This window comes from Aquirufa nivalisilvae (genome assembly GCF_004307455.1).
Taxonomy (GTDB): domain Bacteria; phylum Bacteroidota; class Bacteroidia; order Cytophagales; family Spirosomataceae; genus Aquirufa; species Aquirufa nivalisilvae.
Genome location: NZ_SEWX01000005.1, coordinates 689296 through 705076 on the forward strand (window position 1 = coordinate 689296; position 15781 = coordinate 705076).

General features: G+C 37.7%; 13 protein-coding genes. 5 read left to right on the plus strand and 8 right to left on the minus strand.

The window, feature by feature from the left end:
- Positions 1-318 precede the first annotated feature (318 nt).
- Together EWU22_RS09855 and gyrA are read right to left on the minus strand one after the other, a co-directional pair.
- Positions 319-1758, minus strand: a complete 1440-nt coding sequence (locus EWU22_RS09855) for a tetratricopeptide repeat protein (protein WP_130925389.1) — start codon at positions 1756-1758, stop codon at positions 319-321.
- Between the two features lie 54 nt (positions 1759-1812).
- The gene (gene gyrA, locus EWU22_RS09860) at positions 1813-4398 is read right to left on the minus strand and encodes a DNA gyrase subunit A (RefSeq protein WP_109323158.1); all 2586 of its coding nucleotides are present in this window, start codon (positions 4396-4398) and stop codon (positions 1813-1815) included.
- Between the two features lie 560 nt (positions 4399-4958).
- Here gyrA and EWU22_RS09865 point away from each other — a divergent pair.
- Positions 4959-6734: a metallophosphoesterase gene (locus EWU22_RS09865; protein ID WP_130925390.1), complete on the plus strand. Its 1776-nt coding sequence runs from the start codon at positions 4959-4961 to the stop codon at positions 6732-6734.
- Here EWU22_RS09865 and EWU22_RS09870 read toward each other — a convergent pair.
- From EWU22_RS09870 to EWU22_RS09885, 4 genes are read right to left on the minus strand one after another with little or no spacing between them, the layout of a single operon-like run.
- Positions 6731-7753, minus strand: a complete 1023-nt coding sequence (locus tag EWU22_RS09870; protein WP_109323160.1) for a LacI family DNA-binding transcriptional regulator — start codon at positions 7751-7753, stop codon at positions 6731-6733. The two genes, EWU22_RS09865 and EWU22_RS09870, sit on opposite strands and share 4 nt — an antisense overlap.
- Positions 7754-7794: 41 nt before the next feature.
- Positions 7795-8157 (minus strand): dihydroneopterin aldolase, encoded by a 363-nt coding sequence (locus EWU22_RS09875; RefSeq protein ID WP_130925391.1) that lies wholly within the window; start codon positions 8155-8157, stop codon positions 7795-7797.
- Position 8158: 1 nt separating this feature from the next.
- Positions 8159-9076, minus strand: a complete 918-nt coding sequence (locus tag EWU22_RS09880) for a DivIVA domain-containing protein (protein ID WP_130925392.1) — start codon at positions 9074-9076, stop codon at positions 8159-8161.
- A gap of 23 nt (positions 9077-9099) precedes the next feature.
- On the minus strand, positions 9100-10002 hold the full coding sequence (locus EWU22_RS09885) for a WD40 repeat domain-containing protein (protein WP_130925393.1): 903 nt from the start codon (positions 10000-10002) through the stop codon (positions 9100-9102).
- 54 nt (positions 10003-10056) lie between these two features.
- Here EWU22_RS09885 and EWU22_RS09890 point away from each other — a divergent pair, with 54 nt between their 5' ends.
- On the plus strand, positions 10057-10686 hold the full coding sequence (locus EWU22_RS09890; RefSeq protein WP_130925394.1) for a 4'-phosphopantetheinyl transferase family protein: 630 nt from the start codon (positions 10057-10059) through the stop codon (positions 10684-10686).
- Here the strand turns inward: EWU22_RS09890 and EWU22_RS09895 are convergent.
- Positions 10683-11516 carry a transglutaminase-like domain-containing protein gene (locus tag EWU22_RS09895; protein WP_109323164.1) on the minus strand — a complete coding sequence of 278 codons (834 nt, stop codon included), beginning with the start codon at positions 11514-11516 and terminating at the stop codon, positions 10683-10685. The two genes, EWU22_RS09890 and EWU22_RS09895, sit on opposite strands and share 4 nt — an antisense overlap.
- Before the next feature lie 153 nt (positions 11517-11669).
- On the opposite strand from EWU22_RS09895, the gene galE reads away from it, so the two are divergent.
- Genes galE through rfbA form a run of 3 tightly spaced genes read left to right on the plus strand, consistent with a single transcriptional unit; the run spans position 11670 to position 14612 of the window.
- Positions 11670-12689, plus strand: coding sequence for a UDP-glucose 4-epimerase GalE (gene galE, locus EWU22_RS09900; RefSeq protein ID WP_130925395.1), 1020 nt, complete (start codon positions 11670-11672; stop codon positions 12687-12689).
- A 4-nt stretch (positions 12690-12693) separates the two neighbouring features.
- Positions 12694-13749 carry a dTDP-glucose 4,6-dehydratase gene (rfbB, locus tag EWU22_RS09905; RefSeq protein ID WP_130925396.1) on the plus strand — a complete coding sequence of 352 codons (1056 nt, stop codon included), beginning with the start codon at positions 12694-12696 and terminating at the stop codon, positions 13747-13749.
- Positions 13750-13751: 2 nt separating this feature from the next.
- A complete protein-coding gene (gene rfbA / locus EWU22_RS09910) occupies positions 13752-14612 on the plus strand; it encodes a glucose-1-phosphate thymidylyltransferase RfbA (protein WP_130925397.1) in 861 nt (286 codons plus the stop codon).
- Here the strand turns inward: rfbA and EWU22_RS09915 are convergent.
- Positions 14609-15781, minus strand: coding sequence for a chromate transporter (locus tag EWU22_RS09915; protein WP_130925398.1), 1173 nt, complete (start codon positions 15779-15781; stop codon positions 14609-14611). The genes rfbA and EWU22_RS09915 overlap by 4 nt on opposite strands.

The window sequence follows — 15781 nt, forward strand, 5'->3', positions numbered from 1 at the left end:
ATTATGTTAAATAGATTGTGTATTAAGGTAAATGCTATAATCGATTCATTAAATTCAATCCCCCACAATCATTATTTTGTATCATGTATTATGACGCCACAGCCTTGGATTTAAATCCAAGGCTGTGGCGTTTAGACCAACATCCGAGGATTTAAATCCTCGGATAACCTGTTTTAATCAGATTCTGCTAATTTGCTTTGCTTATAATTCATCTCTATAAACAAAAAGCCCAATCTTAAGATTGGGCTTTTTCTAGTAAACAAATCAGCCGAGGATTTAAATCCTCGGCTGATGGGCTAAAATTTAATGAAAGTCAGATTATTTCAACTCTGCCAATTTGCTTTCCATCTTAAGTTCTCGGTAAACTTGCTTTAAGATTTCTTTCAAATCCTCGTCTTTTTTAGCAGCATAAGCCTTTTCAAAGAATGGTAATGCTTCATTGTATTTAGCTGAAATTTGAGCTTCTACGTTTTTACCTTCCTTTTTATATGTTTCCATATCCATGGCATTCACTTTCTTCTTGATTTCAGATGCTTCATTGAAACGGAAAGCTCCCATTTGATATAATGCATCATAATAATTGGCATCAATAGCTAAAGCCTTAGTATAAAAGCCAGGAACTTCTGACTTCAAAGCATCCATTTTAGCATTCAAGTCAGCTAATTTAGCTGCATTTTGAGCTGCATCCCCTACTTCTGATTCTACCTTACTCAACTCCCCTTTCAACTCTTCTAGTTTTGCGTTCTGCTCTTTAACTGTTCCATCTAATTGAGCAATTTGAGCAGTAATAGCTGCTTTTTGCTTTGGTTGAGCAGTTTTTAATTTAGCCTTATTGCGCGTAATCTCTTCCGCGAATGCTGCTACTTGCTCTTTCTGAGCCGCTATTTTACGTTTAGCTTCTTCTACCTTAACTGTTTTATCAGAAATTTTACGAGCTTCATCATTCAATCCATTGATTTTGTTTTCATACAATAAACCAATGTTTAGTAAAGACATAGCATCCTTTGGATCTGCAGCTATCGTTTTTTTCAATTGATCAATAGCTTGATCGATTCGATTGAAAGAAATCAACATATTGAATTTCTCATTTTTCAAATCCTTACTAGCTGGATAAAGAGCAATTCCTTGGTCTAATAAAGCCAAAGCCTTATCTTCTTGCTTCTTAGTTTTATAGATTTGAGACAAACCATAAATAATGGCCACGTCCTTCCCTCCTATTGTCATATAACGCTCGTAAGCTGTCAAAGCCACGTCATCGTTTTGAGATAACTGAGCAACCACCCCAGTATACATAGCTGAAGTTGTATCTTTAGGAGTTAACTCAGAAGCTTTAGACATGTATTTCAAGGAATTTTTGTAATCTTTTCCTTGATACTTGATAACACCCATGTTCATCAAAGCCGTATAAATTTTCTTGTCTTCAATCAATTTCTCTGCTTCTTTAGCAATCGAACCTTTTTTACCATCTTTGGTATCCAACTTAACCGCTTCATTGATGTATTCAATGGCTTTAAAAGCTGCATCTGCATCCGTCAATGCAAAAGTAGAATCAGGAAAAGACGCTACGTCAACATAAGCTAAAGCTCTATTTAACCATGATTTGGCCTTCGTAGGCGCTTTTTTTGCCTCTTCATCTGATTTCTTTACAGACTCCAAGATCGATTTTTTCTGAGCCTCTACCAAAGCCTTATCCGCTTGAGCGAAGGTCGAGCCCATGGCCATAGCCACAGTAAACAGGGTTAAAACTAGTTTTTTCATGTGTTTGATTAAATTAAAAAAAAGCCTGAATTTAATCTCAGGCCGATAAAATTATTATTCTTCTGTTAAAGTTTCATCTTCTGCTCCTAATTCCTCCCCTTCTTTACCCGCTTCTGAGGAATCACTTATGATAGTATCCTCCACAACGGTCGCAATTCCATCAAGCACTTCAACCTCTTCTATTTCAGGCTCTTTGTCGATTTTAGTCACTGATGAAATTTCATCTGATTCGTTTTTCAAACGAATCAACTTAACCCCCTGGGTATTTCTACCCATGACACGCAACTCAGCTACACTAGTACGAATCAAAATTCCCGCTTTTGTAATGATCATCAAATCATTATTATCATTCACTTCTTTGATCGCAACTAAATTACCTGTCTTTTCAGTGATATTCAAAGCTTTAACACCTTTTCCTCCACGATTAGTCAAGCGGTAATCTTCTACTTCCGAGCGCTTACCAAATCCCTTTTCAGATACAACTAACAACTGTTGTACTTCTGGATCAGATACACAAACCATACCAACTACTTTCTCCGTAGCAATATCCTCATCTATCCAAATACCTTTCACACCAGCAGCCGAACGCCCCATTGGACGAACACGTGTCTCTTCAAAACGAACAGAACGACCAGTATTAGTAGCAATGACGATTTGATTATTTCCGTTAGTTAAAGCTACATCTAATAAACGATCCCCTTCACGAATCGTAATGGCAATAATACCATTTTGACGAGGACGAGAGTACGCTTCTAAACTTGTTTTCTTAATCGTACCGTCTTCCGTACACATAACAATGAAGTTATTGTCAATATAATCTGGATCAGTAATCGATTTCACATTGATAACAGCACGAATACTATCTCCATTCTCAATGTTCATCAAGTTTTGAATAGGTCTTCCTTTGGAAACTTTAGAACCCTCAGGAACGGCGTAAACTCTTAACCAGAAGCATTTACCTCGTTCGGTAAAGAACAACAACCAATTGTGCATCGTTGCTGTAAATAAATGCTCAGTATAATCATCGTCTTTTGTCGCTACTGCTCGAGAACCAACTCCTCCCCTTGTTTGAGCACGATATTCGGTGATAGGCGTACGCTTGATGTAACCTTGTGCAGATACAGTAATCAACATCTCCTCATCTGCAATCATGTCTTCCACTGAGAATTCATCATCTGTCATGTTGATTTGCGTTCTACGCTCATCACCATAACGTGTTTTCATTTCAGTCAATTCATCTTTGATAATCTGTAACTGACGATCAGGTTTTGCCAAAATATCTTCCAAATCCTCGATTAACTTCATGATCTCGGCATACTCATTCATGATTTTCTCACGCTCCATACCGGTAAGACGCTGTAAACGCATCTCCAATATAGCTTTCGATTGCAAATCAGATAAGTTGAAAGTCGACATCAAGCCTTCTTGTGCTGAGTTCGGATCTTTGGACTCACGAATCAATTTAATTACTGCATCTAAATTATCTAATGCAATGATAAAACCTTCTAAAATATGGGCTCTTTTGCGAGCTTCACGTAAATCGTATTTAGTACGACGAACAATAATTTCATTTCTATGCTCAACAAAATGATGGATCAAATCCTTCAAATTAAGCATCATAGGGCGTCCTTTTACTAAGGCTACGTTATTGACACTGAAAGAAGATTGAAGTGCTGTATGCTTGTATAAATTATTCAATACAACATTAGCAACCGCATCACGCTTCAAATCAAATACGATGCGCATTCCTTGACGATCAGACTCATCTCTGATTTCAGATATTCCCTCAATCTTTTTGTCGTTCACTAAATCAGCACATTGCTTGATTAATGACGCTTTGTTTACCATGTAAGGAATCTCAGAAACAATGATTTGCTCCTTACCTGTCTTCGAGGTGTCAAATGTCGCATTTCCACGAACAACAATACGTCCACGACCCGTCTCAAAAGCATTTTTGATCCCCTGAACACCATATATAGTACCACCTGTTGGAAAATCGGGTGCCTTAATATATTGCATCAACTCCATGATTGTAATATCACGGTTATCAATATAAGCCGAAATACCGTCTACTACCTCCGATAAATTATGTGGAGCCATGTTAGTAGCCATACCCACAGCAATTCCCGAAGTACCATTTAATAATAAATTAGGAATCTTAGCCGGCAATACGGTTGGCTCTTCTAATGAATCATCAAAATTGGGCTGAAAATCAACGGTTTCTTTATTTAAATCCGACAACATTTCGTCGGCAATTCGCTTCAATCTTGCCTCGGTATAACGCATCGCTGCTGGAGAATCCCCATCTACCGAACCAAAGTTACCTTGACCATCTACTAAAGGATAACGTAAAGACCAGTCCTGAGCCATACGCACCATCGTATCATACACAGATGAGTCACCATGCGGGTGATACTTACCTAATACCTCCCCGACAATACGAGCAGATTTCTTGTATGACTTATTATAACTAACTCCCAACTCCTCCATTCCAAACAACACCCTCCGGTGAACCGGCTTCAATCCATCTCGAACATCGGGTAATGCACGAGACACTATTACTGACATTGAATAATCAATGTACGCCCCTTTCATTTCATCTTCGATGTTGATAGGGATAATATTTGTAGATACTGACATAAATTATGGTTTGATGCGTTGAACAACCTCCAAGAATCAACTCAAAAAATGATTGAATTACAGAGATTTCCAATAGCTACAAATATCATTAATTATGCCTATTTTTCCAAGATAAATCACAATAAATTGTCAATTTTTCCCACCTAAAAAAATAGCATTTTAGGACTCATTTCCCACCTTCATTTTTAGGTCTATTTCCAACATGAACTAGGTATTATTTTCACCAAATTTTCTTCCCTTTTTCCTCCTTTTTTCCCCTCTCCTATTTAAAATTTCCTATAAACACCTGTGAATGAAGCTACTAATCCTACCCTAATTATTTCAAATTTCTTTCATTTAGTTTATCCAAAAGTTGAGTGCTACCTAATCGGTTCTCAAATCCAAAGCACCTAGGTATATCGCACATTCTTTCGTAGATTTGAAATTATTTATATTCAATCTAAATAGTTTGATTGTTTTATGACTAAGAGCAATGGGCTATTCAAAAAATCACTCGCTCTAAGACACAGATTGAATACAAAATTTGGGCTTTTGTTTATCTTTACTCGATACCAAAAATTATGAACCTAAGAAAATCAATCATTTCAGCATACTATTCCAGTATCGGATTCATTTCCCTGTTATTGATTTTATGCACTTCTACATTTTCCTCAGCACAAAAAATTATTCGATACCCTTATATTCAATTAGCTCAATCTACTTCCGTTCTAATTCGTTACCGTACAGATCAAGCCATCACCTCTGAAATCAGCTTAAGTACGGATGGTAAAAGTTTCAGTCCAAGCATAAAAAGCACCAGCGCTCAAACCGAACATAGTCTTCCCTTAAACTCCTTACTACCTAGTACTAAATATTATTACCGAGTTCATTTGGGAGATAAAGAAATTGTGGGAGACTCCTCATACTTTTTCAAAACAGCTCCAAGTATTGGTTCTAAAGAAAAAATTTCCATTTTTTCAGTGGGCGACATGGCTGCAGGCGATACTCAAAAAAAGGTATACAATGCCTATTTAAACTACCAGAAAAACAATTATACCAATATTTTCCTGAGCTTAGGAGATAATGTATATTGCGGTGGAAGTGATGCTTGTTGGCAAGATGAATTTTTCACCCCTTATCATACGGGTCGTTTATTACGTCAAAGCGCCTTATTCCCATCTGTAGGTAATCATGATTATGATAATCAGCCTTTCCCGTATCAACAAGATGAGCCTAATATGGCTTATTTTCAAAATTTCACCTTACCCAGCAAAGGTGAATTAGGTGGTATTCCCTCTACTTCCGAAGCCTATTATTCTTACGATTATGGGAACGCACATTTCGTTTGCTTAGATTCATATGCCTGGGGAAAAGACAATTTTCGCATATTTGATCAAGTCAATAATATCCAATTAAATTGGTTAAAGGAAGATTTAAAAGCCACCAAGCAAGACTGGAAAGTGGTGTATTTTCATTATCCAGTATATACAAAAGGTACTTATGACTCCGATGTCAGTGGTGAAATCATCAAGCTTAGGGATTATTTAACACGCGTATTTGACGAATACGGGGTTGATTTGGTAATGTCTGGCCATAGCCATGTTTATGAAAGATCTAGACCGCTAAAGGGTCAATATGGCCTGTCTAGTGAGTTTTCTCCGGAAAAAAACTGGCCATTTAATTCATCTGGAAGATATGACGGTACAGATAAATCCTGCGCCTATGTCATGAATAACTCAGATCCAAGTAAAAAAGGTACCACCTATGTAGTCAATGGATGCGGAGGACAAACTGCCGCACATCGTTTCAACTGGCCACATCCAGTAATGGAATTCTCTCTGGATAAGCGAGGTGGATCCATGGCCGTTGACATTGAAAATAATCGTTTAGATGCCAAATTCATTGATGAAGATGGTGCCGTGATCGATCAGTTTACCATTTTTAAAGAAGTCAACAAAGTCATTAAGCAAACCATCAATGCCTACGATGCCATCGAACTTAAAGCCTCCTGGCCTGCACCTGCCAATTCTTATAATTGGTCAACCGGCGACAAATCCGAAAAAATAAATTTAAGGCCTTTAAAATCAAGCACTTATACGGTTACCGACAGTCAAAAATGTTTGCAAGATCAATATGAAATTACCGTTAATCCTCCATTAGGTACCACGAATTGGGAAGAGTTAATATCTCAACCTTTTGATTCATTGCAAATATTCGATTTGTTGGGAAGGCCTTGGAAATCAATCCAAAAAGAAGGTGTAGTAGACCAGCATATCATGGATGGAATCCCCAGTGGTCAATACATTTTGGAATACCATTATCAAGGTAAAAGATTCACCCTTAAATTAACGCATTAATTCAGTTTGGTTGAGGACTCTCTCACGACCAAATTTGTCTTCAATACTTCTATTCTAGGAATAGATTCCCCTGTCTTATGCTCTATTTGAGCCAAAAGCAATTCCACTGAAATCCGACCAATATCATCTAAGGGCTGTGAAACAGAGGTTATTGTCGGAGAAATCACTTGACATATTGGCTCATTGTTAAAACTAACAATCTTAACATCTTGGGGAACACTTATTTTAAGCTCTTTCAATGCTGTCAATACACCTAAGGCCAAGCGATCAGAAACCACTAATATCCCATCAGGTCGATTGTCGCATTGCATGAGCAAATGAGTCTGAGATCGAGCAGTATCTTGATAATAGTCAGAATGTATGATCAAACTAGGATCTACTGATAAACCAGCTTCCTCTAAAGCATGTATGTAACCCAATCGCCTTTGATTACTAACAGAAACGTTCTTTGGACCTGCCAAAAATGCAATCCGCTTACATCCATTTTCAATTAAATGCTTAACTGCTTCATAGGCTGATTGTTCATTATCCACCATGACTTTTGAAGCTTCAATATCCTCACAATTACGATCAAAAAATACCAAAGGTATTCCTCTCCTCTGTAAACGAGTCAAATGTTCAAAATTACTGGTTTCACGAGAAAGTGAAATAATGATTCCATCCACTTGACCTCTCGACAAATTTTGAATATTGGTCAATTCACGTTCATAAGACTCCTGCGTCTGCGTAATCAGCAAACTGTATCCAGCTTTAACTGCTGCTTCTTCAATGTGTTTGATGACGGTAGAAAAAAAGTAATACCCTAAATCAGGCACAATTAAACCCAATGTCTTGGTTTTACTTTTCACTAAGCTTGTAGCCAACAAATTAGGCTGGTAGTCCCATTCTTTGGCCAGATCCAAAACTAATTTCTTCGTATCTGGATGAATATCAGGTAAATCACGAAGGGCGCGTGAAACAGTGGCCACAGAAACATTCAACTGCTTAGCAATATCTTTGATTGTTACTTGATGACGCATTCCGTTTGACGTTTTGTTTCTACTATCTATAAACCAGCCTGTTATTCAAATGTTTTATGCCATTGAATACAGGAATTTCCTTGACTTTGTCCTAATGGTGGATTGATTTTACTTAGGCTTAACTCTATTCCTTTGATATGTGGCCAACGATGAAAAATGGAACTCCCCATTTTTTCAACCAATGTTTCCAATAAATCAACTGGCTCTTTCATGATAGTTTGACAAATTTGGTAAACTTGACTGTAATCCAACGTTTGTTCTAAATTATCTTGAAACTCCTCAAGAGAAAGTAAGCTAATTGTAATATTCAATTCATACCAATTACCTAATATTCTTTCTTCCGGGAAGAAACCATGATAGGCATAAAAACGTAATCCTTGCCAGGAAACTTGGTAAAAGTCCATACTAATTTATCTCTCCAATCTTCCCTTGTGGCCCAGAAGATTTAGCATAAGCTTCCAATACCTTGTTCAATGTTGGAAGACTATCATCAGGACTTAATTGGGTAGGATCTATTCCTTTATTCTTTCTAACTGGTATTTTTTTAGCTCTTTGCGATGTAGCTTTTTTTACTGGCTCAGCTAAGATGATAGCCTTAGGTTTTCTTCCCCTTTTGGCTGGTATTTTTTGTTCAGCATTGGAAGATGATTTTGACTTGGGACGGCCAACTTTTCCTTTGGGTTTAGCTTTCACCGAAGTCTTTTTAGCTTTTTTTACCTGTTTGGGAGCTCTTGGGGCTTTGGGAATTACCGTTTTACTATCAAGTACTTGACTATTTTCTATTTCCGAATTGACAGTAAGTAGGGAATCATTAGAAACAGACCAAGTTTTGATTTGTTGCAATGTTTTTTCTGAAATGCCCATCAATTGTTCTGCAACCTCTTTTTGAGCTTCTTGAAGTCCTCGCAAAACACGTTCCTGCTCCTTAATCGTTTGATTTGTCTGTAATAAAATCTGCTTAGATTCTCCTTCTGCCATCAATTTGATTTTGGCAGCCTCTTTCTCCGCCTGTTCAATTAGATTACTTGTTTGCTTTTCCGCCTTCTGCAAAGCTAGTTCAGCATCTTTTTCTGCTTTTATTTTCCAATTCAATTGAGCTTCCTCAGCCATTTGAACGGCTTTCAACATGGAAGATTCGGCTTCTCTTAAACGATTGAGCTCTTTTTCTAGATCTGCAATCTTGGCTTCCAAGCGATCTTGTGTTTGTTGGACCGACTGATGATACTCTTCAATTCGGAATAAATAATCATTCACATCAGAAACATCGTATCCACGAAAGGATTTAGAAAAAGCTGCTTCAGGTAGTTCGTATATATGCTTCATAATCTGCTAAAATAGAAAAAAAATTAATGAATCTTCCAAACAGAGATATTTTTATCGTCCGATGCTGAGACTAACTGATCATCGAATGAAGTCCAAATTAATTTATTAACCGAATTTTTATGCCCTCCATATCGTGCTGCATCAATCACTTTTAACAAAGTCAAATCTGTTGCATCCCATATTTTGATGGTCTTATCCATGCTGGCGCTAGCAAATAAATGCTTTTGCGGATGAAAGACTAAATCGTGAATGGAATACATGTGCGCAATCACCTCTGATTCTGGTAAGAATTGAGCGGAATGAATAGTACTTAATTTCCATTTCTTAATTCGGGCATCCTTTCCTACCGAAATGATCACTTCTTCCTTTTCCCAATATTGTATGCCAAAAACACTTCCTTCATGGGCTTTCCAAGCATATTCCAGTTCAAATTTTGAATTAAAAATACGGATATACCCATCACTGTACGCTGCAGCTATACGGCCTTGAGGTAATAAGCGTAAGGTTCTAACACTCTTATCACTTGCCTTGATATGTTTGATAATTTGCTTCGAAACGCTATCTACCACACTAATCAATCCATCTTGATGGGCCACCCAAACTTGATTTTGATTAAATAAGATATCAAAGATGGAATTTGCTCCTAATGCAATTGAAAAAATACGTTCCTGATTGGATAATTGAATTCCATGAATTCCTTCAAAATTTTGACCCACCCATAATACGCCTTGATCGTCCTGCTTCATCGCGTACACAGACCCGTTTATCTGAGCTACAACTTTGCCCAAATCTGGCTTTTGTAAATTCCACTGAACTACCCATCCATCTGAGCCTGCTGAATAAAATTCATGCGCTTGTTCCCCAGATGCTAAAGAATAAATCGGTCCACGATGCCCTGAAAAGGTATCTATCCGTTCAATTTGCATGATGTCAAAATTTGAACACAAAAATGGTAATTTTACCAGCAAATACGTTCATACATGCCTCAAATTTTACCTATTCAAGAATTAAACTTTACGGGAACCTCTTGTATGATTTGGGAAATTACAGAAAATGAGGCCTTTTTTGCCCAAATTCCTGATTCTTGGAAAATGACACTTCCTCCCAATCAAGCACATGAAACCAAGAGATTAGAGTCTTTGGCGGCACGATATTGCTTGTGGCAAATTGTTCAATCCCAAGTAGGTCATGAAATCGAATTATTGAAATCAAGTACTAATAGACCTTATTTAAGTGATTCCGACTGGCAAATCAGCATCAGTCATTCGTTTCCTTATGTGGCTGCAGCGTTAAGTTATAAAAATAGCATTGGCCTGGACCTTGAAAAAAAAGATAGAAACATACAGAAAGTGGCTGCTCGCTTTCTATCCCAAAGTGAATTAGCTTGGTCTCAAAATGATGATATCAAACTCTTATCTGCTTGGACTGTTAAAGAAGCTATTTACAAAGCGCAGCATCAAGCTGGTCTAGATTTTAGGAAAGAAATCGGTTTTAATTTAATAGGTCCAATAGAAAAAGGATTTGTCCAGCTAGCTCAAGAAAGAGTTGACTTTGAGCTTTGGCAGGAAGAATTCCCCAACTTCTGGATTAGTTTAGCACTTCGAATTTAATCCAATGAATCGATTATTTGGCTCAATTCATTTTTGTGCTCCTCATCTCCTGCCTTATCGTAAGCCATGATTAAATTCCGAAGCACTCGACGAATGATTTCTAAGTTCGAACATGGATTATAGTAGATTTCATTGGGAGCTAAGTTCAATTGCGCCAAATAGTTATCAATATCTACTCGATTGAAAATCAATCCCTTATTGAATACATTAATATAAAACTGCACACCCTTTTGCTTGTATGTCAACACAAACAAATTAGGCAAATTGACTCCATATACCGGAAATCCTAATCGTTGCGCGATCCACATATAAATGACGCATAAGCTAATCGGGTTTCCTTTTCTACTCTCCAACACCACATTGATATAGGAATTATTGGCCGCATGAAAATTCTTAGTGTTGGCACCAAATTTCAATTGGTCAAAAATAACCCCATTCAACACTTTAATTTGATCCATAGGATGCAAATTCTCTCGTATTTGAGGCCAAACTTCATAATAAAGTTGGTCTAAATCTGTCTTTAATTGAGAAAAAGAATAGTCTGGAAAGCGATAGGTTGCCACAATCCACATTCCCTCCATGAGATCCATTCCCCCAGCTTCCTTCCAGATTGCCAGTCGATTACGCATAGATTCCAACTGAAAATCATGAATCAAATTTTCAATTTTCTCTTGCAAAAATGGGTTTAAGCTTAATTGTTCCCATTCTGATTCCAAAACAGGAATAATGGAAGGCCCTAAGGTCCGAATCTGTTGCTCCACCAATTGTACGACTTCAGAATCACTGTCGTCGAGCAATTGAATCATGGCTTTGATAGCTGGTTCCTTCATAAGGGTTTTAATTTGTATCAAAAATAAGCACTAAGTATCGAATTACAAACGGCTTACATGGTAAGCCCGTACAATAATTGTTGACCCGATATATTTTTTTTCAAGAGAATATAAGCCTAAATTTGCTAGCTCATTGAAGCATCAATTCAATATATGAATATTTTAATAACTGGAGGAGCGGGTTTCATAGGCTCACATACCTATGTAGTCCTAAAAGAAAACGGCTTCACTCCTATTATCGTTGATAATTTTGCCAATTCATCCATCGATGTCATTGAACGTTTAAAAACCATCACTAAGGATGAGGTGATTTATGTAGAAGGTGACGTCAATGATGCTTCGGTCTATGACCAACTATTTCAACAGTATACCATTGATGGAGTGATACATTTTGCCGCAGCTAAGGCAGTTGGTGAATCTGTAGAGAATCCGTTAAAATACTACCGAAATAATGTAGCTGCAACAGTCTTGTTGTTAGAGAAAATGAATGAATACGGTGTTAAAAACCTTGTTTTTTCTTCTTCTTGTACGGTTTATGGACAACCAGAAAGCTTACCTGTGACGGAATCAGCCCCCGTCCAACCAGCAGTTTCCCCCTATGGGAATTCCAAGCAAATTTGTGAAGAAATCATCCGAGATAGTGTTCATGCCAAAAATGCCCATTTAAAAGCTATTTCGTTACGTTATTTTAATCCTATTGGAGCACATGAAAGTGCATTAATTGGAGAGTTGCCTCTTGGCCCCCCGGCTAATTTAGTGCCTTTTTTAATGCAATCTGTGGCTGGTTTACGTGGCCCCTTGCAGGTATTTGGAGATGATTATCCAACACCCGATGGTACGGCCATTAGGGATTATATCCATGTTTGTGATCTGGCTGAGGCACATGTTAAGGCATTAGCTTATTTATTAAATCAGCCTCAGGCTACTTATTATGATTATTTTAATATTGGGACAGGAACAGGTAGTTCAGTATTAGATGTCATTCATGCCTTTGAAAAAACCACAGGTAAAAAAGTACCTTACGAAATAAAACCTCGACGTTCAGGAGATATAACAGCTGTTTATGCAGCTACAGATAAATCGAAAGAGATTTTACATTGGTCAACAAAAAAAAGCTTAGAAGAAGCATTAGTTGATTCTTGGAGATGGCAAGAACAGCTTCTTAAATCATAATTTTATGAAAAAAATAGTCATTACCGGAGGTGCCGGATTCATTGGATCGCATGTGGTACGTTTGTTCGTTCAGAAATACCCTGAATACCAAATTTATAACTTGGATGCTTTAACCTATGCAGGTAATTTAGCCAATAACGAAGATATCGCTCATTTGCCAAATTATCATTTCATCAAAGCGGATATCACCGATGCCGTTCATATAGATGCCTTATTTGCTGAACATCAATTTGATGGTGTATTGCACTTAGCGGCCGAATCACATGTGGATCGTTCCATTTCAGATCCATTAGCTTTTGTTAAAACCAATGTCATTGGAACGGTTAATCTTCTACAAGCAGCCAAAAAGCATTGGGCTAATCAGTACGAAGGAAAGCGTTTTTATCACATTTCCACAGATGAAGTATATGGTGAATTGCACAATCCAGAGGAATTCTTTTTAGAAACTACTCCTTATGATCCTCGTTCTCCTTATTCAGCTTCCAAAGCTTCTTCTGACCACTTTGTAAGAGCTTTTCATGAGACCTATGGTTTGCCGACCGTCATCACGAATTGTTCCAACAATTATGGACCCAACCATTTCCCAGAGAAACTTATCCCTTTGATGATACATAACATCCTTACCAACAAACCCTTACCTGTATACGGAAAAGGTGAAAACGTAAGGGATTGGCTTTATGTAGTTGATCATGCTCGCGCGATTGATACGGTATTCCACCAAGGAAAGATTGGAGATACTTATAACATTGGAGGTTTCAATGAATGGAAAAACATCGATTTAGTCCATTTATTATGCCAAATTATGGATCAAAAACTAGGTCGTGCAGAAGGAACATCCAAGCAATTGATTACCTATGTAACAGACCGTGCAGGCCATGATTTACGTTATGCCATCGATGCACATAAAATCATGAACGAGCTAGGCTGGGAACCCTCATTACAATTTGCTGAAGGTTTAGAAAAAACCGTAGATTGGTATCTAAACAATGAGAAATGGCTGAAAGATGTCACATCTGGAGCTTACCAGCAGTATTATCAAAACATGTATCAAGAAAGATAAAAATGAAAGGAATTATTTTAGCAGGCGGTTCAGGAACTCGTCTACATCCATTGACTTTAGCAGTAAGTAAGCAATTAATGCCTGTTTACGACAAACCAATGATTTATTATCCCTTATCCATTTTGATGTTATCAGGGATACGTGAAATATTGATTATCTCCACGCCACATGATTTACCTCACTTTGAGAAATTATTAGGTGATGGTTCACAAATTGGCTGTCGCTTTGAATATGCCGTTCAACCTGAACCAAATGGCTTAGCGCAAGCTTTTGTTATCGGCGAAAAATTCATTGGAAAAGAAAAGGTGGCCTTAGTATTAGGAGATAACATCTTTTATGGTTCTGGCTTAAGTAAGCTACTTCAAGCCAACAATGACCCGGATGGTGGAGTCGTGTATGCCTATTCTGTCAACGATCCTGAACGATACGGAGTGGTGGAATTTGATTCAAACAATAATGTCTTATCCATCGAAGAAAAACCGAGTCAACCTAAGTCGAATTATGCCGTCCCAGGTTTATATTTCTATGACAATGAGGTGGTTGAAATAGCCAAAAACATTGCTCCTTCTCCTCGTGGTGAATATGAAATCACGGATGTCAATAAAGAATATTTAAAACGTGGAAAGCTTAAAGTGGGTATTTTAAACCGAGGAACAGCTTGGTTAGATACAGGTACATTTGCCTCTTTGATGCAGGCTGGTCAGTTTGTACAAGTCATCGAAGAGCGTCAAGGTATGAAAATTGGCTGCATTGAAGAAGTAGCCTACCGTATGGGTTTTATTGATGCTAAACAATTAGAAGCGATTGCCAAACCATTGGTAAAAAGTGGATATGGTCAGTATTTATTAAATCTACTGCGTTAAGAAACAATTATTCCAGCTAATAAAGCGATAACAAACAAGGCAATGGGTGGAAGCTTTGTCATTTGCGCCACCAAAAATGTCACCACAACGATACCGAATCCAATCAGGTTCGCTTGTATAATCATCGGATGAATAAAGGCATATACTGCCACGATGGTTAATCCAACCGAAACGGATTGGATTCCTGGTAAAGAGGCTCTTATAAAGCGATACTGCTTTAATTGTCCCCAAATTCGATACACAAAAAAGATAAGGAAAGTACCCGGTAAAAATATACCTAATGCTCCAATAACGCTACCCGCAAGTTCTCCAAGGGTACCATAATCTTTCATCAATAATACACCAAGATAAGACGTAAGTGCAAAAACGGGCCCTGGTAAGGTCTGAGACAAGGTCATCCCCGTCAAGAAATCATCTTCACGAATGAGGTGCTTAAATTCAACAAATTCAGTAAATAAGACAGGAACTAACACTTGTCCACCTCCAAAAACCAAACTCCCATTTCGGTAAAAATTCTCAAAAATTCGAATGGGATAATAATCCGTAAAATGCCCCAAGACTGCTAAAAAGACCAAAAAGCCCCAGAATAAATGAAAATTGGCCCAGGGGATAATCATTTTATGTTTATTCTGACGCGGAAAATCTTTAAAATTCAACGACGAAATCAAACCGCCTATCAAAAGTAAAACAGGAAATATAAAAGGACTTTGGATGTACAAACCGATGGCCACCGTGAACAAAAATATCAGGATATACATGGGCGCACGCAGAAACTTTTGTGCCATAATCCATCCTGCTTGAAGAATTAAGCCAATACCCACTGGAGTTACAAATTGAATAATGTCCCTATTTCTTAAATAAGTCATCCCAAAAGCAGCTAATGTCATAACAAAAACCGCAGGACTAATCCATGCAATCAGCGTAACATAAGCTAAATTGGCACCTCCCCTTTTATAGCCAATGGCTGTAATCATTTGGGTCGAAGTGGGACCTGGTAAAAAAGAACAAAGAGCTTGGATTTCAAACAATTCATCTTCCGTCAAATAGCCCTTCTCCTTCACTAATTTTTTGAGGAAAAGGGCTATATGTACTTGCACACCACCAAATGAAGTCATAGCCAACACTAACACATCCCAAAGGAATTCGACATGTTTGGGCTTTCTCCACAT